This window comes from Undibacterium sp. SXout7W (assembly GCF_049339385.1).
Classification (GTDB): Bacteria; Pseudomonadota; Gammaproteobacteria; order Burkholderiales; family Burkholderiaceae_D; genus Undibacterium.
The window spans coordinates 42,624-66,790 of the sequence record NZ_JBMPPF010000005.1 but is presented as its reverse complement, the minus strand read 5'-3'; the positions used below and the strand labels follow the sequence as shown (position 1 = coordinate 66,790).

Genomic DNA, 24,167 nt, shown 5'->3' with positions numbered 1-24,167 from the left:
TTATTATTCTCCTGTTTTTGCCGTGGCCATCAATGCAGTAAAGCGATCGAACAGGTAGGCAATATCATGCGGCCCTGGTGACGCTTCAGGATGCCCCTGGAAGCAGAATGCAGGTTTATCAATGCGCGCAAAACCCTGCAACGAGCCGTCGAACAACGACACATGAGTAACGCGGCAATTGGCCGGCAGCGACGCTGCATCTACTGCAAAGCCGTGATTCTGTGATGTGATCAACACTTGTTTGCTGTCAAGATCCTGTACCGGGTGGTTTGCACCGTGGTGGCCAAATTTCATCTTCAAAGTTTTTGCGCCGGAAGCCAGAGCCATGATCTGATGACCCAGACAAATACCGAACGTCGGAATGCCTTTTTCGATCAACTCCTTGGCAGCAGCGATCGCGTAATCACAAGGTTCCGGATCGCCAGGTCCATTCGACAGAAACACGCCATCAGGATTTAACGCCAGCACTTCGGCGGCGCTTGATTGTGCTGGCAGAACTGTAACCTTACAACCACGCTCAGCCAACATGCGCAGGATATTGCGCTTCACGCCAAAATCGAAAGCAACAACGTGAAATTGAGGATCGATCAGTTGTCCATAACCTTCACCCAACTTCCATTCGGATTCAGTCCATGAATATGATTGTTTGGCTGAAACGATTTTTGCCAAATCCATACCTGACAGACCCGGGAAAGATTTCGCCAGCGCAATCGCTTTTTCAGCAGCATCCCCCACCAGAATCGCACCGCCCTGAGCACCTTTTTCACGCAAAATACGGGTCAGTTTACGGGTGTCGATACCAGCAATCGCAACGATGTTCTGGGACTTTAAGTAATCGGAAAGAGAGGATTCGGAGCGGAAATTGGAGACCAGCATAGGAAGATCTTTAATGATCAGACCAGCTGCATGGATTTTTTCAGACTCAACATCTTCGGCATTGACGCCTGTGTTGCCGATATGAGGATAAGTCAGAGTGACGATCTGGGAACTGTAGCTTGGGTCAGTCAGAATTTCCTGATAACCTGTCATTGAGGTGTTGAAGACCACTTCGCCAACGGTATGACCGGCAGCGCCGATAGAATATCCTGTGAAAATGGTTCCATCTGCAAGAGCAAGTATCGCGGTGTCCTGGCCGGAACGAAGAAGGGACTGCGGAATGGGCAGCAAGGGCAACTCCTGTATTGTTACCGCCGCTGCGACGCCCCAAGCTGTCGTTTTCCGCAGGCCGAGCGATGCCGCGCGGCCTGAAAAAGATGATGGAGCGATGTGAATTTGGGTAGGCGCTACGGCGAAATTTCGAATTAGTTAAACCCTACTATTGTAGCGCAAAACAGCCTTTCAGGCAATCAAAACCCTGCCTACCCTTTTGATATAAAGCCTTAATTATGCAGTCAGTCCCAGAGCGGCGATGCCAGCCTTGGCAATCTGGGCGTCCTCTGCCGACTTCACGCCGGAGACACCAACAGCACCTACACAATGTCCGTCCACAATAATGGGGACACCACCTTCGAGCATACCTTGAATATAGGGCGCACTCAAAAAGGAATAACGGCCATTATTAATAATATCCTCATATACTTTCGACTCTCTTTTGCCGAGCGCCGCTGTGGTCGCCTTTGCTGGAGCGATTTGTGCAGAAATAGGGGCGACACCATCCAGTCGCTGCAACCACATCAGATGCCCACCGTCATCCACGATAGCAATCACAACGGCCCAGTTATTGGCCCTTGCCTCAACTTCTGCCGCAGCTGCAATTATTTTTACGTCATCCAATGTTAATACAGGTTTTGTTTGCATCATGAGCTCCTCAATAAAAGTGATGGAATTGTACGCGATGAAAAATATCCTATGTGTACAAAGTGTTTTGACAATCATGCCTGACAATTTTTAGTTTAAATGCCATCAGGCAATATTCAAACTGTTTACATTCAATACATTCTCGCTTAAAGTTGAGCGGTTTTCTTTTTCAGACATAAAAATGCTGCCAACAACCACTCGCCTTTACAAACATGCCAAACTAATTGTAGTTGCCGCATTATTGCAAGGAGCCTTGAGTAGTAATGGTTGGTCTGCTGAAAACCCCTTCCCAGAATCCTCCACTGCATTTATCAAATTACAAGAAATTAAACAGCGCGCCTCTGACCTCACCATGAAAGCAATGGACATGATGGGGATAAGATATAAACGCGGAGGCAATACACCTGAAAACGGATTGGATTGCAGCGGTTTTGTACGATATGTATTCAAGGATGTATTAGGCGCAAATTTGCCACGCACATCTGCGGAAATAAGTCGCGTTGGTGAAAACATCGATCAAAAAGACCTCCGCCCCGGAGATCTTGTGTTCTATAACACGCTACGCAGAGGCTTTTCCCATGTGGGAATTTATCTGGGTGATAATAAATTTATCCACTCTCCATCTGCCGGTGGCCAGGTTCGTATAGAAAGTATGGACATTGATTACTGGAAAAAACGCTTCAACGGCGCCAGAAGAATTAACGACGATGAAATCAAGCAATAATCGGCATACTGCTTGATTAGCCTGAAACCAGTATTCACCGCTCCTGTGCCGCTTTAATTTTTTGCTTCATTTCAACAATCTGAGCCATTACCGCTCTTTCCCCGGCCAGAATGGCCAAATTTCGGCCATTAAAGTCACTTCCCTTCATGCCTGCAAGCTCCGGACGAACAACAACTTCAGCTTGTTTTAGCTCGAATTGACTAATGCTTTGCCCCATAATGGTTACTGTCTGCAGCAAAATATCAAGTGTACTACTGCCATTCTGAGCCTCTGGTTGAGAAGAAATATTGACCGCAATCACAAAATCGGCCCCCATCTCCCGCGCAAAGCGCACCGGCACAGGAGAGACCAATCCTCCATCAACATATTGATGATCGTTGATTTTGACCGGTTGAAAAACGCCAGGCACAGCAGACGAAGCACGGACAGCAGCGCCTGTATTGCCACGCTGAAACAATACGGGTTGACCTGTAGACAGATCAGTCGCAACTGCACCAAAAGGCTTGCGCAATTTTTCTATTGGCGATTGTCCAACCATTCGATTGACATAGGATTGCAGAGCCTCCCCTTTAAGGACGCCACTTGACTTGGAAAATAAAGGGAGCGACCAATCAGAAATCGTTGCCTCATCCATCTCCAACGCCATTTTTTGCAAGATAAATCCACTATTACCAGCAGCATACATTGCTCCAACCACGCTACCGGCACTCGTCCCCACAATAATATCTGGATAAATCCCTTGTGACTCCAGCGCCTTAATGACGCCAATATGGGCAAATCCACGCGCAGCTCCACCACCGAGCGCCAATCCTATCTTAACAGGTCGCACTGACTTAACGACTGAAAGAGGTGTCTGTTGCGATGTCGAAGATATGGGTGCCGTACTGGCACATGATGCCAACAAAGCCAACAGCGAAATCGCAACTATTGCCCTAAAACGCAATCGACAGATTCGCATCACTGAAATAGTGCTACTCATTTTATATATCTCGATTCAAAAAAATAAAACTACAGCAATGCAGATCATGCATCGCTGTAGTTTCTATATACACTCATCCAGATAAACGTTATCAGCTTTGATTAATCCACCCACTTACGTGCGTTACGGAATACACGCATCCACGGAGAGTCTTCACCCCAGCCATCTGGATGCCATGAGTGCAGCACCGTGCGGAATACGCGCTCGGCGTGCGGCATCATGACCGTAAAGCGACCATCTGCATTTGTCACTGATGTGATACCTTGAGGGGACCCATTAGGGTTAAACGGATATCCCTCAGTGACCTTGCCACCATTATCAACAAACCGCAAGGCAACCTGCGCTTTTGAGATATCTCCGGTCAAAGAGAAATCAGCATAGCCTTCGCCGTGAGCAACCGCAATTGGCGTTTGAGTCCCAGCCATGCCCTGAAATAAGATGGATGCAGATTCCACGATTTCAACCATCGAGAAACGAGCTTCAAATTGTTCCGATTTATTCTTGGTGAATTTTGGCCAAGCCTTCGCACCAGGAATAATAGATTTCAAATTACTCATCATTTGACAGCCATTACAAATACCCAAGCCAAAACTGTCATTTCGCTGGAAAAACTCAGAAAATTGATCAGACATCATCGAGTTAAACAAAATTGTTTTCGCCCAACCCTCGCCTGCTCCGAGCACATCCCCATAGGAAAATCCTCCCACGGCAACCATTCCTTTGAAGTCAGCTAATTTTGCTCTACCCAAAATCAAGTCACTCATATGCACATCGACCGCCTCAAAACCGGCTTTATGCATGGCATAGGCAGTCTCGATGTGGGAATTAACGCCCTGCTCACGCAAAATAGCCACTTTTGGACGAATACCGCTGGCAATGTAAGGTGCAGCAATATCTTCTTGTGGATCAAAACTCAATTTTGGCTGCATTCCAGCATCTGCAATATCCAGAATTCGAGCATATTCTGCATCAGCACAAGCCGGATTGTCGCGCAAACGAGCAATCTGCCAACTTGTTTTACTCCAGACCTGATGCAAACTGGCGCGCGCATGGCTATAAATTTGCTTCGCATCGCGCGCAAACTCAATATTATTTCCATTATTCGGTTTGCCAATAATGTGGCTACAAGCACCTAATTGATGAGACCGCAATACATCCATGACTGCTGTTCGCTGCTCGGTCTTAACCTGAATAACAGCACCCAGCTCCTCACTGAATAACGCTCGTAAAGTCAAGTCATTGCGTCGCTCGGCTACCTGACCCGCCCAGTTTTTAGCATCTCCCTGATCGGATGCATGCTCCGACTCCATCGTCAGAATATCAAGATTAATAGCAAGGCCAGCACGCCCTGCAAATGCCATTTCACATAAGGTGGCAAATAATCCGCCATCAGAACGATCGTGATAAGCCAAAATCTGACCCTCCTGATTCAGTTGCTGGATAGCCGCAAAAAATGCCTTTAAGTCTTCAGCCTGATCCACATCTGGTACCTCATCACCCAGCTTCTGCATCACCTGCGCGAAACATGACGCGCCAAGACGATTTTTACCACGCCCCAGATCAATCAAAATTAAGCTGGTATCTCCCGCATCAAGACGAATTTGTGGGGTCAATGACTTTCTAACATCATAAACTGGTGAAAAAGCGGAAATAATCAATGAAACTGGTGACGTAACAGATTTGTTCTCATCACCATCTTTCCAAGTGGTACGCATGGAAAGAGAGTCCTTTCCCACAGGAATACTAATACCAAGTGCGGGACACAATTCCATACCAACTGCATGCACAGTATCAAACAACGCAGCATCTTGCCCAGGCTGACCACAAGCAGCCATCCAATTAGCTGATAATTTAATATCTGAAATTTCGCGAATCGGCGCAGCTGCAATGTTAGTGATCGCCTCGCCCACGGCCATGCGCCCAGATGCTGCGGCATTAATCACGGCTAAGGGTGTACGCTCACCCATTGACATCGCCTCACCAAGATACCCTTCAAGACTCATCGTCGTCACAGCACAATCAGCAACAGGAACCTGCCAAGGGCCGACCATCTGATCACGCACAGAAGTGGCACCAACCGTCCGATCACCGATGGTAATTAAAAACGATTTATCCGCTACAGTAGGCAGACTCAGCACTCGCTGGGCTGCGTCTGCCAAATCGATACCTGTCAAATCAATCGCAGGATACTCAACGTGTTCATGCGACACATCCCTGTGCATCTTTGGTGGCTTCCCAAGCAAGACATCCATAGGCATATCAACCGGCGAATTATCGTGCTCGGAATCAATCACCTTTAATTGGCGCTCTTCCGTGGCAGTGCCAACTACTGCAAACGGACAACGCTCACGCTGACAAAAAGAACTGAATAACTCCAGGCTCTCCGGTGCAATGCCAAGTACGTAACGCTCTTGAGACTCATTACTCCAGATTTCCTTTGGAGCCATACCACTTTCCTCAAGAGGCACTTTACGAAGATCGAAAATAGCACCGCGCTTCGCATCATTTGTAATTTCTGGAAAGGCATTCGACAAACCGCCTGCACCGACGTCATGGATAGACAGAATCGGATTGTGATCACCCATTTGCCAACAAGAGTTAATCACCTCCTGCGCACGACGCTCCATTTCAGGATTGCCTCGCTGCACGGAGTCAAAATCAAGATCAGCCGCATTGGTTCCAGTTGCCATTGAAGAAGCTGCACTCCCTCCCATCCCGATACGCATACCAGGACCACCAAGCTGTATCAGCAAACTACCGACTGGCAAATCATCCTTTTTTGTATGCTTATCTGAAATGTTGCCAATACCACCGGCAATCATAATCGGCTTATGGTAGCCATAGACTTTAGAACCAACATTCTGCTCGTAAGTTCGGAAATACCCTCCGAGATTTGGACGACCAAATTCATTATTAAATGCAGCCCCGCCAATTGGCCCGTCAATCATGATCTGCAAGGCGGATGCAATACGATCAGGCTTGCCATAAACACGATCAGTCGCATTGGAGCCCAGTACATCTGATGCGTTTTCCCATGGCTGCAACGCGCCTGGCAACATCAGATTAGATACAGTAAAGCCAGCGAGTCCGGCTTTAGGTTTGGCGCCCCGGCCTGTAGCACCTTCATCACGGATCTCGCCACCCGCTCCAGTTGATGCACCAGGAAATGGGGAAATCGCTGTAGGGTGATTATGCGTTTCCACTTTCATCAAGGTGTGCGTCAACTCAGTCGTTGATTGATATACATTGCCACCAGCAGCACCATTTGGGTAGAAACGTGTGACAACTGCCCCTTCCATAATGGAGGAATTATCACTATAAGCAACGATCGTTCCCTTAGGCTGCAACTGATGGGTATTTTTAATCATCTGAAACAATGATTTTTCTTGCACCACGCCATCGATCGTCCAGTCCGCATTGAAAATTTTATGGCGACAATGTTCGCTATTTGCCTGAGCAAACATCATTAATTCAACATCGGTTGGATTCCGTTTTGCGGTGACAAACGCCTCTACCAGATAATCGATTTCATCATCTGACAACGCCAGACCCAATTCGGTATTTGCCAGCAACAACGCAGCTTTTCCGCCATGAAGTATATCCACAGTTTCCAGAGGTTTTGCAGTCAATTCGGAAAACAGATTTTGTGCCTGATAAGCATCAGACAATACCATCTCGGTCATTCGGTCATACAAGACGCCAGCAACGGCCTGGCGGGATGACTCTGAGAGTTTTTTTGCCCCACCTAACAAACCTGTTTTTACTTGAACAAAATAACCAATGCCACGTTCTACTCTGTGAATTTGCTGCATGCCACAATTATGGGCAATATCCGTCGCCTTACTTGCCCAAGGCGAAATGGTGCCAAAACGTGGAATGACTACAAAAACATCCCCCTCTTCGGAACCGTTAAATACATCACCATAAGTCAACAATGAATTTAAGCGTTGCACCTCGTCCTCAGATAAAGTAGAGGAAGTATCAACAAAATGCAGGTAACGGCCAGTTATACCAATAATGCTGGCATCAATCGCCTGCAAACGGGATAAAAGGCCGGAAGTACGGAACGCGGACAAGGCATTGGAGCCAGGCAATATCAACATGGTGAGATAGATAGTTGAGGCAAGACATAAATTATCATTTACATCATTGCAGGTTGGATCAGAAAGGCAGATTATACCTTGATGCCCATTTAGGCTCCAGATAAGGGAATGAAGAATTGCCCAGAAACATATTAATCAATTCAAAAATAGAGTGGCATTGCCGATTTTTTTATATTTTCTGAATTGTTTTAGATATATTTTGCTTTCGGCATCATCAATGTCTTGATTCATCACAATCAATGCAATTTTTTTTTGCTCCGACAAACGCACAAACTTATCAACCGTCCAGGTAATATCATTCCTGTGCAATCTATCGCCCCAAAATAAGTCACTGCTACGACTCTCCAGCACGTTCACTGTTTTTTTCAAATAAAATGGCAATGAAGATTTATTTTCGAAGATTTTATAAAAAAATACTTGGCGCTCAGACTGCTTGTTTTGCAACTCCTCCGCCAAGGGAAGCGCCGAAGTCCAGTCCGAGGATAGCTGCACGAGTTGCAGTAGCATTGCGGTTAAAATCGCCGGTACAATAGCATATGCCGCCACAAAAGTATTACTCCAGTGCACATTAAGCCAGCCAATCACCACCGTAACAACAAGCATCAGTCCCAGACAAAGCTGAACGAAATAGCGCCCACTTTGCCCAAGTACCAACACCGAATCCAGCCAAGGTTGATTTGAATACTGCAACCAATAAAGCAATCCAGCCAATACCCCGCCAAGAAACATCGCAGTGATCAACGCACCAATTCGGCCGCCATAATCACAATCCTCCAACCAATAGGAGAGCTGAAGTGCAGCAACAGGCATCACAACGACGAGATAGTAGTTTGCTTTTGCGCTGGATAAAGAAAAAAACAATACTGGCATAATCCATGCTGCCGCCAGAAACCATTGCAATGGCTTGAATTTATTCACGTTCGATTTAGCAAAAAAAAGAACCGGCAAAAAAAATGACCACGGAAATAAATACATAATCATTCTGGGTAAGTAATACCACCATGCCCCGGCATAATAATCATGAGGCTCGCGCTTTCCCAGAAAGCGCAGAATATGCTCATTAATAAAATAAAACCATGCGAACACTGGCTCTGCGAACATTGCAGCCATATGCCATGGAACAGCAATGACGCAAAAAATACCTAAAGCACGTCTATCAAACAAATTTGATATGCGCCTAAAGAAATCACCGACTGATGCAGAAATACATACGACATATGCACCAATCACTACAGAAAATAAAATAATCGCAACAAATCCCTTTGCCAGCAAGGCAAGCGCTAACATTGCCAAGGACCAGTACCACGATTTTTTTGATCCAGCTGTGAGAAAAAAATAAGCTCCCATTAACGAAGCTGTAAGCAATGCAGTCAGCAACATATCAAACATCAAAGTCCGAGACATCGCAGTCACGCCGAGACCACTGATAAACATGAGCGCAGCCAAGCGTCCCGCATAGACTCGCTCATTTTTTTTTGAAAACCACAAAATCAATGCTACACACGACAAAGACGATAATGCTGGCACTAAACGCGCACTCCACTCCGACTCGCCAAACAGAGCAAATGAAATAGCCGTCAACCAGTACAACAATGGCGGTTTTTCCATATAAGCGAGTCCATTCAAATGTGGAATCACCCAATAGTGCCAATCGCCGGAACGCAGCATCTCCCGCGGAATTTCTGCGTACAAACCTTCGTTATTATCTAAAATCGGATAGCTACCCAATTGAAAAGTCACGAAGAAAATAGCCAGAGCCCACACCAGCCATACTGGAATGGAAAAGCCTCGGTTCATTTGAGCAAATTGCATTGATTTGAATACAAAAAATAATGTGACTGAAACCAATCTTGATCGTGCAATACGAACAAAGTTATATATGACTTATGTCCGATTCGCCACAACCGAACAAAATCATTTACTCTTCGCAGGGAAACTCACAAACAACTAACAAACCAACAAAATATAATGCCAGTGAGACATATAAAAAAGGGCAAGCATAAAGCTTGCCCTTTTGCGCAAAGCGCAACCGCTCACACGACTATGCAGCAAGGCTAATATTTTTAGCCCACACCAATGCTGACAAATGCGCAGTATTCAGTTCATCAGAAGAAATTTTCAACGAATCCGCCAAAGAGCCGACAAGCGCACTATTCAACTCACATGCTTCCGCAAGAGCCAAATAACTGCCAAATGCCCCCCCACGAGAAATCAATGCTTCCGTTACCGACTCGGGTAACTGTATTGTTGCCAAGACCTCACTCATAGGTAAACCAAGCAATCGATCCAACAGAGAAAACATTCCCGCAACAAATAAATTCTCAGCCTCAGCTTTTGACATTTTTAACTGACCAAGTAACTCAGCAAAACGCCCCCTGACGATCGCTGTCTCAAGTAACACTGGAGAATAACCACTAGTACTAGCTGTGGCCAGCAACAGGGTCAACCAGCGATACAAAGGACTATAACCGAGCATCTGAACTGCATGCTTCAACGATTGAACTTCGGTACGCAATCCAAAGCCAGCAGAATTTATGTATCGCAATAATTTATATGCCAGTGTGGCATCACGTTTTACAACAGATTCCAGTTGTTGAATATCTGCATTTTTTCTGACCATTTCCATTAACTGCAAAATGGTGGTCTGTGATGTATTTAATGCTTTAGGTGCTGCGCTAGGCCTTGGTGTCAAATGCAATTTACCAACAAAACTATCTAAACCCAAGGCAGAACACGCATCAAAATCAGGCCAAGTCGATACATTCCGAGCGACCATGCGAACAGACGATCGCTTGAGTGAAGCGTACACTTTTGCCTGTGAAGCAAAATTAGCAGCATTTAACTTGACTTCAATATGAGAAATCTGCGAAAAAAAAGAACGTTCCAAGGTCGTAATTTCAGCACCACGCAAACAAATACCATAGCCAAGCTGACGTAGGTTTTTTACCGCCTCGAACGCTGTTTCGCTGGCAAAATATTTTTTTTGCAATATAAGGACTGTATTCCCAGGAGGCAATAAAGTCAGTGCATCAGCTTGCAACAATTCAGGAACTGCTTCTAAAAATAATAAACTGTCACCAAGTAAAAAACCTTTTTCATCATCATGCAAATGCTCTGCAACGAATGCTAACAGCAGGTTCAGGCTGTCAATACTGACTTCTGTAGATTGATCTGGGCTTTGCCAAGACAATTGAAAACCGATAACCCGCTGTTTAGGGTCAAGCAATGGTTCTCGAACGATGAAGTTGGCTTCATTCATTTAAATTTTTCAGTGAAAATTGACTTAAATAGTTAATAGAGCGAGTTAAAATTTACGACACAACCAAATAAGTCGTTAATTCGCCGTTGATCTATCGCCGATACTTAAGCCATTAGAAATTTTCTCATATCATTAGAAAACGAACGGTCAATAACAAATTCAGCTTTGCTCATTGAGCGCGTTAGTGATGCTTAAAAGCTTATTCGTTATTTGTACGCAGAATCATGACAAACACAAACATCGCGATCCTGCCTACAATGGGTCTTATCAATGACTCATTCAGCGACTAACAATCTTGCATGCTACGGTCAGGCCGTTTTACTCAATTTCTCAAAAATCTTAGACAGTTTTTCGTCAAGAGTGGCAGCAGTGAACGGTTTAACAACGTAACCATTCGCACCGGCCTGCGCTGCCGCAATAATATTTTCTTTTTTTGCCTCTGCCGTTACCATCAGCACGGGCATTTTTGACAGAGCTGGATCAGCACGGATATGCTGCAACATCGTCAAACCATCCATGTTTGGCATATTCCAGTCTGATATCACAAAATCGAAATCGCCATTTTTGAGCTTTGCAAGCCCCATTGCTCCATCCTCGGCTTCATCCACATTTGAATAGCCCAATTCTTTGAGCAAATTCCTGACAATACGCCGCATGGTAGAAAAGTCGTCAACAACTAAAAACTTGAGATTTTGATCGGCCATGAATCACTCCACTATTTCTTAAAATACAGTTGTCTCTATTATCGTTCAAATCTGAACTGAACGGTACTGAAATTGCACTACGGCATTGAAATCTGAATCAAACCCTCAAAGCACGGCTACCATGCAAAGCAAGATAGTGTAAAACTTTAGATGGCAATTCGTTTAAAGCAGCAACTTCGTGAGTTGCACCTATCGTGATTGCTTCTCTCGGCATTCCAAATACTACACAACTTGCTTCATCTTGGGCAAAATTGTATGCACCTGCATTTTTCATCTCGAGCATTCCAACAGCACCGTCTTTACCCATGCCTGTCAAAATGACGCCAACGGCATTTTTACCTGCATAAGTGGCAGCAGATTTAAACAACACATCGACAGATGGGCGATGCCGATTCACGGGTGGACCATCATCAAGTTGGGTGACATAGTTAGCACCGCTCCGTGCCAGCAGCAGGTGTGAATGACCGGGTGCAATATAGGCATGACCCGGCAAGACACGTTCACCACCACTTGCCTCTGAAACAGCTATTTTACAAAGCCCATCCAGACGTTTTGCAAATGAGCGAGTAAAACCTTCAGGCATATGCTGTGTAATCAAAATACCAGGGCAATCAGAAGGCATCTGAACCAAGAAATTTTTGATTGCTTCCGTTCCACCAGTGGATGCGCCTATGATGATTAGTTTCTCACTACTCGTCAGTGGGTTTCTAACCATAGGCAACGCCCCTGATGGCGTTGAGTGCGTCTCAGCAGCATGTAAGGTACGTGGTCTGATTTTCGCTTTTGATGCAATACGAATCTTGTCCGCAATCAGTTCTGTGTATTCCAGCATCCCACTCTGAATTGAGAGTTTTGGCTTAGTAATAAAATCAATTGCACCTAGTTCCAACGCACGCATAGTAATTTCAGAACCTCGCTCGGTCAGCGAAGATACCATGATCACAGGCATAGGTCGCAAACGCATAAGTCGCTCAAGAAAATCAAGCCCATCCATCTTAGGCATTTCGACATCCAGAGTCAGTACGTCAGGATTAGTCTGCTTGATCATCTCACGGGCAACCAGAGGATCAGGTGCTACACCAACAACCTCCATATCGGGTTGACTACCGATAATTTCACTCATCACACTTCTTATTAGCGCCGAGTCATCAACAATTAATACTTTTATTTTCATTCTATAACTCCGCGATAACTATTTTGAAATCGCCCGACATTCCAAATATCAAAACAAATCTACATCACCGCCGACAGATGTTGTTTTAAGACGACTTGCGTAATCTTGCTCACGCCTGCGTAAGGTATCGTTGTGCTCAACTTTCAGTTTTTTCACTAATACCTTCCCTGATTTTGGGAAGAAATATACCTTACGCGGATAAATGTCATTCAGATCTTCAGCAATGACACGCATTCTTTCTGCTCGAAGATACTCAAGAACGAATTTAGCGTTGCGCTCTCCTACATTAATAGCAGTAAAACCACGCAATACGTTACCCCCACCAAAAACTTTCGCCTCCATATTTTCTCGCTTGGCGCCAGCTTTCAGCAGTTCATTAATCAATACTTCCATTGCATAAGTGCCGTACCGCATGGAAGCGGAAACTGGATTATCTACATCCCCGCCAGTATCTGGAAGCATGAAATGATTCATCCCCCCAACACCCGAAACTCGATCACGAATACAAGCTGACACGCATGAACCCAAAACCGTGACAATGAGCATATCTTTATTTGTGAAATAGAATTCACCAGGCAAAATTTTTGCCGCATCACAATCAAATGTTCGATCGTAATACACATTGGTTGCAAAATGCTCTTCGCTAAGTTGGCTCATGGATTACCTTTATGCAGATGACGTGACATCGGCCTATGACCTGCCGGATGTGATGATGCGAGCTCGTATACAGTTTTACCACGCAATTTAAAATCATCTGACACGTATAAAAAATTTTCGGAATGCCCGGCGAACAACAAACCATCTGATTTCATCAAAGGAACAAATTTCTTCAAAATTTTCCCTTGTGTTGGCTTATCAAAATAGATCATTACATTCCGACAAAAAATAGCATCAAACTCGCCATTTAAAGGCCAGCTATCAGCTAGAAGATTTAATTGCTTAAATGTGATCATGTCTCTTAACTCTTGCCTGACACGTACCAACCCCTCTTGAGCACCCTTACCTTTTAAAAAAAATTTTCGCACTCTTTCTGGCGACATTTTTTCTATTCTGTCGATGTTATAAACTCCCCTGGATGCGGTGCTAAGAACATTCGTATCTATGTCTGTTGCAATGATATGTGCAGGTGGTTTCAGTGTGCCAAAAGCCTCGCAGATTGTCATTGCAATGGAATACGGCTCTTCTCCGGTAGAACTAGCAGAACACCATACAGTAACCGACTCCGTTTTTTTAGCGACATGCTCTTTCAAAATAGGAAAGTGATGTTCTTCTCGAAAAAATGAAGTCAGATTAGTAGTAAGAGCATTAGTAAAGGACTCCCACTCGGTATCTGACTGCTCACTTTCAAGATTATCAAGATATTCTGAAAATGAATTCAACCCAGTTGCCCTCAGTCGCCTTGCCAGACGACTGTAGACCATTTCTTGCTTACTATCTGCTAGAGAAATACCTGCTTTTTTATAAATTAAATCTCGAACACGATCAAAATCACGAGCATTAAAAGCAAATTCTTTTGATGTGTCTGATTTCATTTTTTGCAACCTTTATTTTCCAGCAGGAACTCTGCTATTCAATTACCTTTTCCTCTGCAGGAAACCAAAAGCAAGCTTATTTTAAAATTCTTCCCAGCCATCTTGAGCAGCATCAACTGCTACCTTTTGTTTATTTGGCGATTGCGCTTGTACCTTCTTTGGAGACGAAGATGATAAAGCAGGTTTGGAAAAATCAGCTTTTCTAGCTTTGATTTTAGGGTCAGCAGAAACTGCTTTCGCAATCGCCTTGACGCCAGAATTTGCTCCGGCATTAAGCTTAAACACACTAACAGCTTGCGCCAAAGCCAATGCTTGTTCTTCCATACTCTCCGCCGCCGCCGCTGCTTGCTCAACCAAGGCAGCATTCTGTTGCGTCATCTCATCCATTTGATTAATGGCCAGATTTACCTGCTCAATACCTGAGCTTTGTTCCTGACTAGCAGCCGTAATCTCACTCATGATGTCCGCAACATGCTGAACACTAGTGACAATCTCATCCATTGTTTTTCCAGCTTCATCAACCAGCTTACTTCCCTGGTCAACTTTATCAACTGAGTCACCAATCAACGATTTAATTTCTTTTGCTGCACTTGCACTTCGCTGGGCTAAGTTACGAACTTCTGCTGCAACAACAGCAAAGCCCCTGCCCTGTTCACCCGCTCTGGCTGCCTCAACGGCAGCGTTCAACGCAAGAATATTGGTTTGAAACGCGATGCCGTCAATAACACCGATGATATCGACAATTTTTCTGGAACTTTCTTTGATTGATCCCATTGTATTTACTACCTGCCCGACAACAGCACCACCTTTGACAGCGACACCGGTAGCAGAAACAACCAACTGATTTGCCTGTCTCGCGTTGTCAGCATTCTGTTTCACTGTACTGGTCAACTCTTCCATGGAGCTGGCTGTTTCTTCCAAAGAGCTTGCCTGAGACTCTGTGCGGCTAGAAAGATCCGCATTACCTGATGCAATTTCCTGAGCAGCGACAGTGATGGTTTCTGTACCGATACGGACTTGCCCCACCGTAGATGCAAGACTATCATTCATATTTTTCAATGCATGCATCAAGGAGGTAATTTCATCACTACCAGTCACATCAACCTGGCTGCGTAAATCACCACCAGCAACGGTCTCCGCCAGATTTAACGCGGCTTGTATCGGCCTTGTAATACTTCTCGTTAATATCCAGGCAAAAAACGCTGCCACACCTAATGCGACCGTCAAAATTACATATAACCAGAAACTTAATCTTGCTCCTGATGCTGAAAAAGATTCAAATACTTGTTTGGATTTTGAGTCCTGCAACTCAACTAAACGATTCATATTTTGAATCGACTTAGCACTCATAGGATCAATGACTGAAGAAATAATTTTGACAGCACCCTCACCATTAAATGCCAAAGCTTGGCCTACAGCATCTTTAAACGGTTGCTCAATATCTTTATCAAGTTTAGCAATGTCTCCAAGAATCTTCTTCTCATCATCACTTAACCCAAGAGTGGACAATTTGCTTTTTGATTCTTCATAACTTTTACGATATAACTTAACCTTCGCTTCTTCTTTTTGCATTTCAGAAACATCGGACTGAATACCGATATTGCGCATTGCAATACCGCTTTCAAACAAAGCACTCTTCATGTTATTAGCAAGCATTTGCTTTTGACTTGCCAATGTCAATCCTTCAACCATGGTATTTCTGTTGCTAGCACTTAATGTATTTGCCAAAACAAGAACCATAATCAAACCGCCCAGTATTACAGCAAATCCAACTCCAAGGCGAGTGCCAATTCGAAAATTTCTCAGTTCCATAGTGCCTCCAATTAATTCTTTTTTTATTTAATCTTATATTGCAACAAGGTATTGATGCTGCCGAAATATCTAATCAAGCGACCTGATCAACCAAACCCATCTCAGGACTAGACATCAATTTATCGATGTCCACTAAAATCAACATACGATCATCTAAAGTACCAAGACCAATCAAGAAGTCTGTGCTGAAAGTTGTTCCCATCTCAGGGGCAGGTCTGACTTGTTCAGGCAGCAATGTTGTGACGTCAGATACACTATCTACCACCATACCTACAATGCGGCCTTCGATATTGAGAATAATCACCACTGTGAATTGATCGTATGTCGGTGTGCCAAGATTAAACTTAATTCTCATATCAACTACTGGCACGATAATGCCGCGTAAATTAATCACACCTTTCAAAAATTCCGGTGCATTTGCGATACGAGTTACCGCCTCATAACCACGAATCTCCTGTACTTTCAAAATATCAATGCCATATTCCTCATTGCCCAAAGTGAACGCCAGAAATTCATGTCCAGCGATATCTGCGCCAGAGCCATTATTTGAATGAATGTCACCTGCAGTTTGTGAAATATTTGCCATATTTTTCCTTACACTAAGAATTTATATCCGATCTTTATCGCGAGGAGCGCAAAAGCGCCGCGACGTCCAGAATCAATGCTACACCACCATCGCCAAGAATAGTTGCCCCAGAGACACCCGGAATCTTTTTATAATTTGATTCGATGTTTTTCACAACGACTTGTTGCTGCCCAACCAAATCATCTACAAATAATGCAGCTTTTTTGCCATCAACCTCAACGATAACGACTATGCCATCCGATGGGTCAGTAAACTTAGGTTCTATATCAAAACATCTGTATAACGCAATTAAAGGTAAATACTCATCCCGTACTTTCACAACCTTGCCCTGTCCATTAACTTCCTTGACATCGCTCACCGCTGGCTGCAGCGACTCCATGACAAAACCAAGAGGTAAGATATAAATTTCCTCACCAAGTTTGATTGACATGCCATCAAGAATCGCGAGGGTTAGTGGCAATGAAATAGTAATCGTGGTACCCAATCCTTTAGCAGAACGAATATCAACAATCCCTCCCATGGCTGTAATGTTCCGCTTAACCACATCCATTCCCACACCACGTCCAGAGACATCAGTAACGATATCTGCGGTGGAAAATCCTGGAGCAAAAATCAATTGCCATACATCGCTATCTGACATTGAATCAGATACTGGCAAGCCATTTTGTTTTGCCTTGGCAAGAATTTTGTCTCTGTGCAACCCGCCACCATCGTCAGTTACTTCAATAACGATGTTCCCCCCCTGATGTACGGCGGAGAGCGATAATTTTCCAATCTCGCCCTTGCCAGCCTGCGTTCTTGTCTGAGGCATTTCTATGCCATGATCAATACTATTACGCACAAGATGAGTCAAAGGATCAACGATTCGCTCAATCAAACCTTTATCAAGCTCGGTAGATGCACCGTAGGTGATCAATTCGACTTTCTTACCAAGTTTCGTTGCCAAATCCCTGACCATCCGAGGAAATCGCGAAAAAACATAATCCATAGGCATCATGCGAATTGACATGACAGCCTCCTGGAGGTCTCGGGTATTTCTAGTAAGGTGAGCTACGCTATTTAATAGGCGCTCGTGAATAATGGGGTCTAAATCTTGAGTTCGCTGCTCAAGCATCGCCTGCGTAATGACGAGTTCACCAATGAGATTGATGAGTTGGTCTACTTTCTCAATACCCACACGAATCGTCGACGATTCTTGAGATGCTGTAACTTTCTCCGCTTCTTTCTTCGCCGATGTTTTCTTTTCAGAAACAACTTGCGCAATAACAGGTGGCGATGGTTCTACTGTTGTTTTATTTACGTCATTTGCGAATGGAGTTGACGAGGACTCTGGTGGAAACATAGTCTCTATAGGCTCAAAGAATCCATATCCAAGATCATCTTCAGATTCTTTGGTCGCATTCACCGCTGCAGTAGTTTCTTCTTGTGTAATTTTCAAACATGAGGGATCCAAAATAAATGAGCATATAGAAACTATGTCATCCGACCCTTCATTTGTTTTTAATTGAAACACTACTTTATCGGTGCTCGATTCAATTTGAGAAATTGCCCCCAACAATCCCAATTCAGACATCAGCGCACTGGAATCGCGCGCTGAAAGACCGGGTATTTCTATCCTGAACGCAACAGCATAATCTGCTGCATCATGTAACGCCGCGGCATCTGTAAAACTAGCAACTGGAGCGACTGCCAGTACAGTATCACTTGACAAGGATTGCAATAACATTCGCACATCAGCAACAGCATCTTGATCAACAACACTACCAAGTTTATGGCCATCAACCTGGGTTTTAATAATATCTTTTGCTGTCAGAAACGCGTCTACGTGCTCAGATGTGAGTGCCATTTCTCCTTTTCGAATTTTATCCAGCAAGGACTCGAGAATGTGCGTGACTTCGGTGATATCACTTAACCCGAAAGTGGATGCACCACCTTTTATCGAGTGTGCGGCACGAAAAATCGCATTTAAATCTTCGGGATCCGGCGACGTAATATCGACCGCTAGCAACAATTTTTCCATCTCAGCGAGAAGCTCATATGCTTCATCGAAGAACACTTGGAAAAACTGACTCATGTCAATCGTCATTATTTAGCTCCGTGCTGTACATGCTATTCATTAAATTATGCAGGCGATAACCTAGCCAATCACTTTTTTAACAACTTCAGTTAACTTTTGTGGATCAAATGGCTTTACTAACCAGCCATTCGCGCCAGCGGCACGACCTTTAGTCTTCATTTCGTCGCTAGATTCGGTAGTCAGCATTAAAATGGGTACGCGCTGATAACTAGGCAATCCACGTAATGATTTAATCAGGGTTAATCCATCCATTCTTGGCATATTCTGGTCGGTTAACACCAAATCCACGACTTGCACTTTTGCTTTCTCGAGACCATCCTGCCCATCCACGGCCTCTATTACTTGATAACCAGCCGCTTTCAAACTAAATGCCACCATCTGCCTCAATGAGCCAGAATCATCTACTGCTAAAATTGTCTTGGCCATAATTACTCCGTTATACAAATTAAAGGCAACATGCCTAAGATTTCTTGCTCTTAAAACAGTTCGATATCACCGCTCTCCAGATGATTTTGATGAACAGCTTTTCGCAATAAATTATTGAGGTCGGCGCTTTGTTTTTCTAATCTCGCCGTCGTATCTTTAAGCACTCCTGCAATCTGATCCATTTCGCTATCAGTGCTAATGTCGTTGCCTACAACGCCGAGAGCGCTGAGAACTTCTCGCAAACCTTCACAGCGCTGCATTGTTCTGGAAATAAGCTGACTGGTCAGATCTTGAAACTGCAAACTGGTAACTGCAGCATTAATATGCACAGCTATGTCGTCCTGAATATGCTTTAAACGCTCAACACTATCTTCGGATACACCGCCAGAATCGATGATTAAAGTAATTTCATCCTGCTCTCGCATCACTGCGGCATGCAATGCCATGAAGCTTACCCCAAGTTTCTCTATGGCATCACCCAGAAGTATCATTGTTTGCGCAAGGTCAGTTTCAACTTCTAACAAATGCTCATTGCCATGATCAGAAACACCTGACAAAAGTTGCTTAACGTGAGAACCCAACAGTTTTTTTTTGGACATCTTAAGCATCCTATGTATGCAATTTATATCGACAGTTCTGCGTCAGATGTTACTTTTCCGTCTTCACTGAAATTTCAGTACTTGAGTCTTTTTGGTTGTTGACTTCTATTTCCCCACCATCCTGAGAGGCAGATTGTTCTGCTTTTTTATTCATGACAATAATACTGATACGCCGATTAATGGGATTGACTGGGTCTTGTTTATCAAATAAAACGGAAGAGGATAATCCAACGACTCGCAACACCTTGGACTCATCCATCCCACCATAAATCAATTCCCGACGAGATGCATTGGCTCTGTCAGCAGACAATTCCCAATTGCTATAACCCTTTTCACCACTACCGTAAGGTATTGCGTCGGTATGACCTGATAAGCTGATCTTATTTGGCACGTCGTTTAAAGCCTTGCCAATTTCATGCAGAATTTCACGGGTATAAGGTTGCAATTCTGCTTTTGCGGAGGCAAACATTGGTCTATTTTGCTCGTCAACCATTTGAATACGCAAACCTTCGGTCGTTATATCCAAAAGAAGTTGTTTTTTGTATTGTTTCAGTGTTGCATTTGACTCAATCGCCGCTTCAATTTTACTCTTTAAGCCCTTCAATCTCTCGGCATCCACCTTCGCCAAAGCCGCCTCAGCTGCCTGTAAGTTGTAAGTTTTTTTGGCGGAGTCAAGATCACCTTTTTTATTCTGACCTTCTCTCAGACTCAGATCTTTCCCTCCACCTTTAATCACACTGGAACTATCACCGCTACCATCCCCGCCAGCCATTGCAACCTTTAATGGTGTCTGGAAGTATTCAGCTATCCCCTGCAGATTTCCTTTTGCTGTGGAACCAAGTAGCCACATCAGCAGAAAAAACGCCATCATGGCAGTCACAAAATCAGCATATGCGATCTTCCAAGCTCCACCATGGTGTCCGCCTGCAACTTTTTTAATGCGTTTTACAATGATTGGTCTTAATTCTTCATTTGCCATGATGGAACCCTGCCTAAATCTTACTTAGATTTAGATTGCTTAATATGCTCTTCCAACTCACTGAAAGTTGGCCGTTCGGTTGAGTACAAAACTTTTCGCCCAAATTCAACTGCTAACGCGGGAGCATAGCCATTCAGACTTGCGAGCAATGTCACTTTAATACATTGAAAAGTTTTTGAAGACTCATCCAATTGCTGCTCCATTAAGCCAGCCAAAGGACCAACGAAACCATATGCCAGCAAAATACCAAGGAAAGTACCGACCAATGCATGTGCAATCAATATACCTAACTCCGCAGGAGGAATACCAACAGACTCCATTGTATGCACAACCCCCATTACAGCAGCGACGATACCAAAAGCAGGTAAGCCATCGCCTAATTTGGCAATAAAATGTGCAGGCACAGCACCCTCATGGTGGTGCGTGTCCAGCTCGTTATCCATCAGATTTTCAATCTGAAAAGCATCCATATTCCCGGAAACCATCAGACGAAGATAGTCGCAAATAAATTCCATTAAATGATGGTCATGAACGATTGCCGCGTACTTACTGAACAAAGGGCTATCTTCAGGTTTTTCAATGTCACCTTCGATCGACATCAGCCCCTCTTTCCGGACTTTCGTCAACACATCAAACAACATCGTCATCAGCTCCATATAAAGAGCCTTGGTGTATTTAGAACCTTTAAAAACGCTAGGAACAGCTTTTAATGTTGCCTTTAGGCTCTTCGCGTTATTACCAACCAGTGACGCACCAACTGCCGCACCACCAATCATCAATAATTCCAAAGGTTGAAATAAGACGGCAAGATGTCCACCTGACATGACAAAGCCACCAAACACAGATCCCATGACAACAACATAGCCAACAATGACTAACACGGCGGCTTACTCCTCTCAAAAAACGGATTACTTACATTGAACGTGCCTGATCATACCAGCATGGAATTACCTCAAAGCGACCAGTTCAAATAAAACACAGAAAAACATTGCCAAACAAATATATTCCATACATACAATTATATGCGCCAGACATACAGAACGGGACTGTTCTCGCCGGTATTTATCTCCATATCAGGGGGAACATCGGGAATAATGAACTCGTAACTCATCAGCATTGCACCAGATCTCATCTCTGAACGTGCTTTCTCCCACAAACCAGGCATAACAGCAGGAGATAGATAAGCAAACACGACGTCATACTGAGAAAAATCACACCTCACATAATCACGCATTCTCAGTTTGATATCTGATCTTAAAAGCCACACCCTGATAAGACTGATAACCCAAGGAAGCGGTGCTATTTCAACCCCTTCAAATCGACTTTCAGGTCGTAATTTTTTCAGATCAATTAACAGCCCCCCCAAGCCGCTTCCTATATCAACAAAACTGAAAGGCAAGGTAGGGGGAAGCAACTCCAAAATTATCGGAGGCAAATTCGACTTAGACGGGAAATAAGGAACCTGTGTTCGGAACGTTGACCAAAACAACAGAAGCATCAGAACGAAAGCAAAGAAACTGAAAGAGGCAGATAGACCAAATAATAAAGAAGCCACTACCGCAGGAGGGAAAATAAATTCAATTAATACCCACCACCAATCCATCCCACGAATCAAAGACAGAGCTGAAGCAAAAATTGAATGAAATAAAAGCAGAGGAATCGCTGGCAGCACAAAATTAAAAATAAATTTTGCGGCGCTAAAAATGAACAAGGACAGCACTAAAGCAGCAACTTGTATTAATAAGGCGTGGAAAGCTGGTGGATATAGAGCCATATCCGCCTGAGGTTGTTTGCTTTCGCGGTCATTGACAGACGCTACTTCCAAAACACCCCCTTTATTTAGTTATGCCACCATTTGCAAAGCCATATCGACATCTTTGGATTTTTTTGTTTTGCCTGCTCGCGATGGAACATTGCACAAACCACATGCGTAATCATTATGCAAATCCAATGTGTGCGCAACAAAATGTCCACCACACTTACTACATTTTGCAAATGTTAGCATTTTACCGTCAAAAAACCTCACAAGAGTCCAAGCTCGAGTCAACGATAACACCGGATCATCACCTGCAGGCACTGCCATTTGCTCCAAGTACAAACGATAAGCCTTGATCACAGCATCAATACCCTTAACATCGGCATGCTCGACAAGATATTTATAAATATTCATAAATAAAGAGGAATGAATATTAGGCTGCCAGGTTGTAAACCAATCTGTAGAGAATGGGAGCATACCTTTAGGTGGAGAAACACCTTTCAGTTCTTTATATATTTTCAACAATCTTTCACGGGACAAAGAAGTTTCAGACTCAAGCAACTGCAATCTTGCACCCAAGTTAACCAACTCAATAGCCAGTTGAATCTCTTGCGCTTCATTAACAACGCTTTTAATTGCCATGATAATTCTCCTTAATACCCAATGAATATTCGAAATGTCGATCAGTGAATTTCTTCCACTGCTTGACCTGCCATCAAAATAGCAGCGTGAGAATGGGCAAGAGAGCGCTCTTTATTGTAGTTAGTCAACATACACAGAATAGAGCTATCTTCGAATCGAAAACGCGCCAGCATCATATTGGAACCTGCAAGCTTCAAGATCTGAGAGTTATTTAAGCCCTCGATCAAATCGGCAATTTCCTTACCAATACCCAAACGGAAAATTGCAGTAGCCTTATCAGCACGAATCATTTGTTGAGCGAGCATCAAGTAGCTTAAATTTGCATCGCGAATTTCAGCCATCATATCGTTCGGTGTCATGTTTCTACCCTCCAGTTTTCGTTATCTGCGGCATTGTTTCCGTTGCCAGTGAGATACATTGTGAGACCGGAGAAAATACTGGTGTATAGGTAAAATTAGGGATTTAAACCAAGAAAAAGCAGAAGCTGCGCGTAAGTCAAATACCTACGCGCAATATTTTTGACATTTACGATAAAAACTTCGTAAAAAATGTGAATTTTGAAAATCTACTTCTAAAACAAAAAAACTCAATAGAAACAAATAGTTAAATAAAAAAGATAAATACTTTTTCACTTTCTTAAATACATTAACGGCAGTGAAAACGAAAACTTTAGGGTTTTTAAAAAATATTTTTAATATTTATTCCTACAAATACTTATCGACTGAAATACAAAAAACTTTAGGCTTGAGTAAAGTTTTTTGCAAAAAACTGACAAATAAAAATATTTTTGACCTCACCACAAAGAATTATTTGTCTTTAATGAAACTAAAATACGCCTGTTTTACCAACCTGTATGTGCTTAGCGCGACGTACGTCATCCATTTGAATTAAATAATCATCGAATAACGCAGCTTAAAGATGCTTTGTTTTACATATCCAAGGATGCAAATATTCAAATATTTGGCAAAAAATGTATTTTAGATAAATTTAGATAAAATTTACTGCATGACAGTTTTGT

General features: G+C 43.6%; 21 protein-coding genes. 1 reads left to right on the top strand and 20 read right to left on the bottom strand.

Annotated elements, in window-relative coordinates:
* Positions 1-3 precede the first annotated feature (3 nt).
* Both carA and ACO0LB_RS06795 read right to left on the bottom strand, forming a co-directional pair.
* Entirely contained in the window at positions 4-1,158 is a 1,155-nt protein-coding gene (carA, locus tag ACO0LB_RS06800) for a glutamine-hydrolyzing carbamoyl-phosphate synthase small subunit (RefSeq protein WP_423048071.1), read from the bottom strand.
* A gap of 225 nt (positions 1,159-1,383) precedes the next feature.
* On the bottom strand, positions 1,384-1,797 hold the full coding sequence (locus ACO0LB_RS06795) for a GlcG/HbpS family heme-binding protein (protein ID WP_423048069.1): 414 nt from the start codon (positions 1,795-1,797) through the stop codon (positions 1,384-1,386).
* A gap of 181 nt (positions 1,798-1,978) precedes the next feature.
* Here ACO0LB_RS06795 and ACO0LB_RS06790 point away from each other — a divergent pair, with 181 nt between their 5' ends.
* A complete protein-coding gene (locus ACO0LB_RS06790) occupies positions 1,979-2,521 on the top strand; it encodes a C40 family peptidase (RefSeq protein WP_423047784.1) in 543 nt (180 codons plus the stop codon).
* 34 nt (positions 2,522-2,555) lie between these two features.
* Here ACO0LB_RS06790 and ACO0LB_RS06785 read toward each other — a convergent pair whose 3' ends face one another.
* The 18 genes from ACO0LB_RS06785 to flhD all read right to left on the bottom strand — a co-directional run bounded on the left by ACO0LB_RS06785 (position 2,556) and on the right by flhD (position 23,508).
* The gene (locus ACO0LB_RS06785; protein ID WP_423047782.1) at positions 2,556-3,500 is read right to left on the bottom strand and encodes a patatin-like phospholipase family protein; all 945 of its coding nucleotides are present in this window, start codon (positions 3,498-3,500) and stop codon (positions 2,556-2,558) included.
* A gap of 101 nt (positions 3,501-3,601) precedes the next feature.
* Positions 3,602-7,603, bottom strand: coding sequence for a phosphoribosylformylglycinamidine synthase (purL, locus tag ACO0LB_RS06780; RefSeq protein ID WP_423047780.1), 4,002 nt, complete (start codon positions 7,601-7,603; stop codon positions 3,602-3,604).
* Between the two features lie 135 nt (positions 7,604-7,738).
* Positions 7,739-9,211, bottom strand: a complete 1,473-nt coding sequence (locus ACO0LB_RS06775) for a glycosyltransferase family 39 protein (RefSeq protein WP_423048067.1) — start codon at positions 9,209-9,211, stop codon at positions 7,739-7,741.
* Between the two features lie 433 nt (positions 9,212-9,644).
* Positions 9,645-10,862, bottom strand: a complete 1,218-nt coding sequence (locus ACO0LB_RS06770; RefSeq protein ID WP_423047777.1) for an EAL and HDOD domain-containing protein — start codon at positions 10,860-10,862, stop codon at positions 9,645-9,647.
* A 308-nt stretch (positions 10,863-11,170) separates the two neighbouring features.
* Positions 11,171-11,566: a chemotaxis response regulator CheY gene (gene cheY, locus ACO0LB_RS06765; protein ID WP_423047775.1), complete on the bottom strand. Its 396-nt coding sequence runs from the start codon at positions 11,564-11,566 to the stop codon at positions 11,171-11,173.
* A 97-nt stretch (positions 11,567-11,663) separates the two neighbouring features.
* Positions 11,664-12,740 carry a protein-glutamate methylesterase/protein-glutamine glutaminase gene (locus ACO0LB_RS06760; RefSeq protein WP_423047773.1) on the bottom strand — a complete coding sequence of 359 codons (1,077 nt, stop codon included), beginning with the start codon at positions 12,738-12,740 and terminating at the stop codon, positions 11,664-11,666.
* A 48-nt stretch (positions 12,741-12,788) separates the two neighbouring features.
* Positions 12,789-13,397: a chemoreceptor glutamine deamidase CheD gene (gene cheD / locus ACO0LB_RS06755; protein WP_423047772.1), complete on the bottom strand. Its 609-nt coding sequence runs from the start codon at positions 13,395-13,397 to the stop codon at positions 12,789-12,791.
* A complete protein-coding gene (locus tag ACO0LB_RS06750; protein WP_423047770.1) occupies positions 13,394-14,272 on the bottom strand; it encodes a CheR family methyltransferase in 879 nt (292 codons plus the stop codon). The genes cheD and ACO0LB_RS06750 overlap by 4 nt, the downstream gene beginning before the upstream one ends.
* Positions 14,273-14,353: 81 nt before the next feature.
* Positions 14,354-16,084 (bottom strand): methyl-accepting chemotaxis protein, encoded by a 1,731-nt coding sequence (locus ACO0LB_RS06745; protein WP_423047768.1) that lies wholly within the window; start codon positions 16,082-16,084, stop codon positions 14,354-14,356.
* A gap of 73 nt (positions 16,085-16,157) precedes the next feature.
* Complete coding sequence (locus ACO0LB_RS06740) at positions 16,158-16,670, bottom strand: chemotaxis protein CheW (protein WP_423047765.1); 513 nt, start codon at positions 16,668-16,670, stop codon at positions 16,158-16,160.
* Between the two features lie 34 nt (positions 16,671-16,704).
* A complete protein-coding gene (cheA, locus tag ACO0LB_RS06735) occupies positions 16,705-18,756 on the bottom strand; it encodes a chemotaxis protein CheA (RefSeq protein WP_423047763.1) in 2,052 nt (683 codons plus the stop codon).
* A 51-nt stretch (positions 18,757-18,807) separates the two neighbouring features.
* Complete coding sequence (locus tag ACO0LB_RS06730; protein WP_423047761.1) at positions 18,808-19,173, bottom strand: response regulator; 366 nt, start codon at positions 19,171-19,173, stop codon at positions 18,808-18,810.
* 50 nt (positions 19,174-19,223) lie between these two features.
* Positions 19,224-19,772: a chemotaxis protein gene (locus ACO0LB_RS06725; RefSeq protein ID WP_423047759.1), complete on the bottom strand. Its 549-nt coding sequence runs from the start codon at positions 19,770-19,772 to the stop codon at positions 19,224-19,226.
* Positions 19,773-19,821: 49 nt separating this feature from the next.
* On the bottom strand, positions 19,822-20,751 hold the full coding sequence (gene motB / locus ACO0LB_RS06720) for a flagellar motor protein MotB (protein WP_423047757.1): 930 nt from the start codon (positions 20,749-20,751) through the stop codon (positions 19,822-19,824).
* A 20-nt stretch (positions 20,752-20,771) separates the two neighbouring features.
* Complete coding sequence (motA, locus tag ACO0LB_RS06715) at positions 20,772-21,632, bottom strand: flagellar motor stator protein MotA (protein ID WP_423047755.1); 861 nt, start codon at positions 21,630-21,632, stop codon at positions 20,772-20,774.
* A gap of 137 nt (positions 21,633-21,769) precedes the next feature.
* Entirely contained in the window at positions 21,770-22,576 is an 807-nt protein-coding gene (locus ACO0LB_RS06710; RefSeq protein ID WP_423047753.1) for a class I SAM-dependent methyltransferase, read from the bottom strand.
* An 18-nt stretch (positions 22,577-22,594) separates the two neighbouring features.
* A complete protein-coding gene (flhC, locus tag ACO0LB_RS06705) occupies positions 22,595-23,149 on the bottom strand; it encodes a flagellar transcriptional regulator FlhC (RefSeq protein WP_423047751.1) in 555 nt (184 codons plus the stop codon).
* A 41-nt stretch (positions 23,150-23,190) separates the two neighbouring features.
* Entirely contained in the window at positions 23,191-23,508 is a 318-nt protein-coding gene (gene flhD, locus ACO0LB_RS06700; protein WP_423047749.1) for a flagellar transcriptional regulator FlhD, read from the bottom strand.
* Between the last annotated feature and the right edge of the window lie 659 nt (positions 23,509-24,167).

Coding starts and splice junctions, on each gene's coding strand:
- ACO0LB_RS06795 (WP_423048069.1), bottom strand. CDS start 1,797: ATGCAAACAAAACCTGTATTAACATTGGATGACGTAAAAATAATTGCA.
- ACO0LB_RS06790 (WP_423047784.1), top strand. CDS start 1,979: ATGCTGCCAACAACCACTCGCCTTTACAAACATGCCAAACTAATTGTA.
- ACO0LB_RS06785 (WP_423047782.1), bottom strand. CDS start 3,500: ATGAGTAGCACTATTTCAGTGATGCGAATCTGTCGATTGCGTTTTAGG.
- purL (WP_423047780.1), bottom strand. CDS start 7,603: ATGTTGATATTGCCTGGCTCCAATGCCTTGTCCGCGTTCCGTACTTCC.
- ACO0LB_RS06775 (WP_423048067.1), bottom strand. CDS start 9,211: ATGGAAAAACCGCCATTGTTGTACTGGTTGACGGCTATTTCATTTGCT.
- ACO0LB_RS06770 (WP_423047777.1), bottom strand. CDS start 10,862: ATGAATGAAGCCAACTTCATCGTTCGAGAACCATTGCTTGACCCTAAA.
- cheY (WP_423047775.1), bottom strand. CDS start 11,566: ATGGCCGATCAAAATCTCAAGTTTTTAGTTGTTGACGACTTTTCTACC.
- ACO0LB_RS06760 (WP_423047773.1), bottom strand. CDS start 12,740: ATGAAAATAAAAGTATTAATTGTTGATGACTCGGCGCTAATAAGAAGT.
- cheD (WP_423047772.1), bottom strand. CDS start 13,397: ATGAGCCAACTTAGCGAAGAGCATTTTGCAACCAATGTGTATTACGAT.
- ACO0LB_RS06750 (WP_423047770.1), bottom strand. CDS start 14,272: ATGAAATCAGACACATCAAAAGAATTTGCTTTTAATGCTCGTGATTTT.
- ACO0LB_RS06745 (WP_423047768.1), bottom strand. CDS start 16,084: ATGGAACTGAGAAATTTTCGAATTGGCACTCGCCTTGGAGTTGGATTT.
- ACO0LB_RS06740 (WP_423047765.1), bottom strand. CDS start 16,670: ATGGCAAATATTTCACAAACTGCAGGTGACATTCATTCAAATAATGGC.
- cheA (WP_423047763.1), bottom strand. CDS start 18,756: ATGACGATTGACATGAGTCAGTTTTTCCAAGTGTTCTTCGATGAAGCA.
- ACO0LB_RS06730 (WP_423047761.1), bottom strand. CDS start 19,173: ATGGCCAAGACAATTTTAGCAGTAGATGATTCTGGCTCATTGAGGCAG.
- ACO0LB_RS06725 (WP_423047759.1), bottom strand. CDS start 19,772: ATGTCCAAAAAAAAACTGTTGGGTTCTCACGTTAAGCAACTTTTGTCA.
- motB (WP_423047757.1), bottom strand. CDS start 20,751: ATGGCAAATGAAGAATTAAGACCAATCATTGTAAAACGCATTAAAAAA.
- flhC (WP_423047751.1), bottom strand. CDS start 23,149: ATGGCAATTAAAAGCGTTGTTAATGAAGCGCAAGAGATTCAACTGGCT.
- flhD (WP_423047749.1), bottom strand. CDS start 23,508: ATGACACCGAACGATATGATGGCTGAAATTCGCGATGCAAATTTAAGC.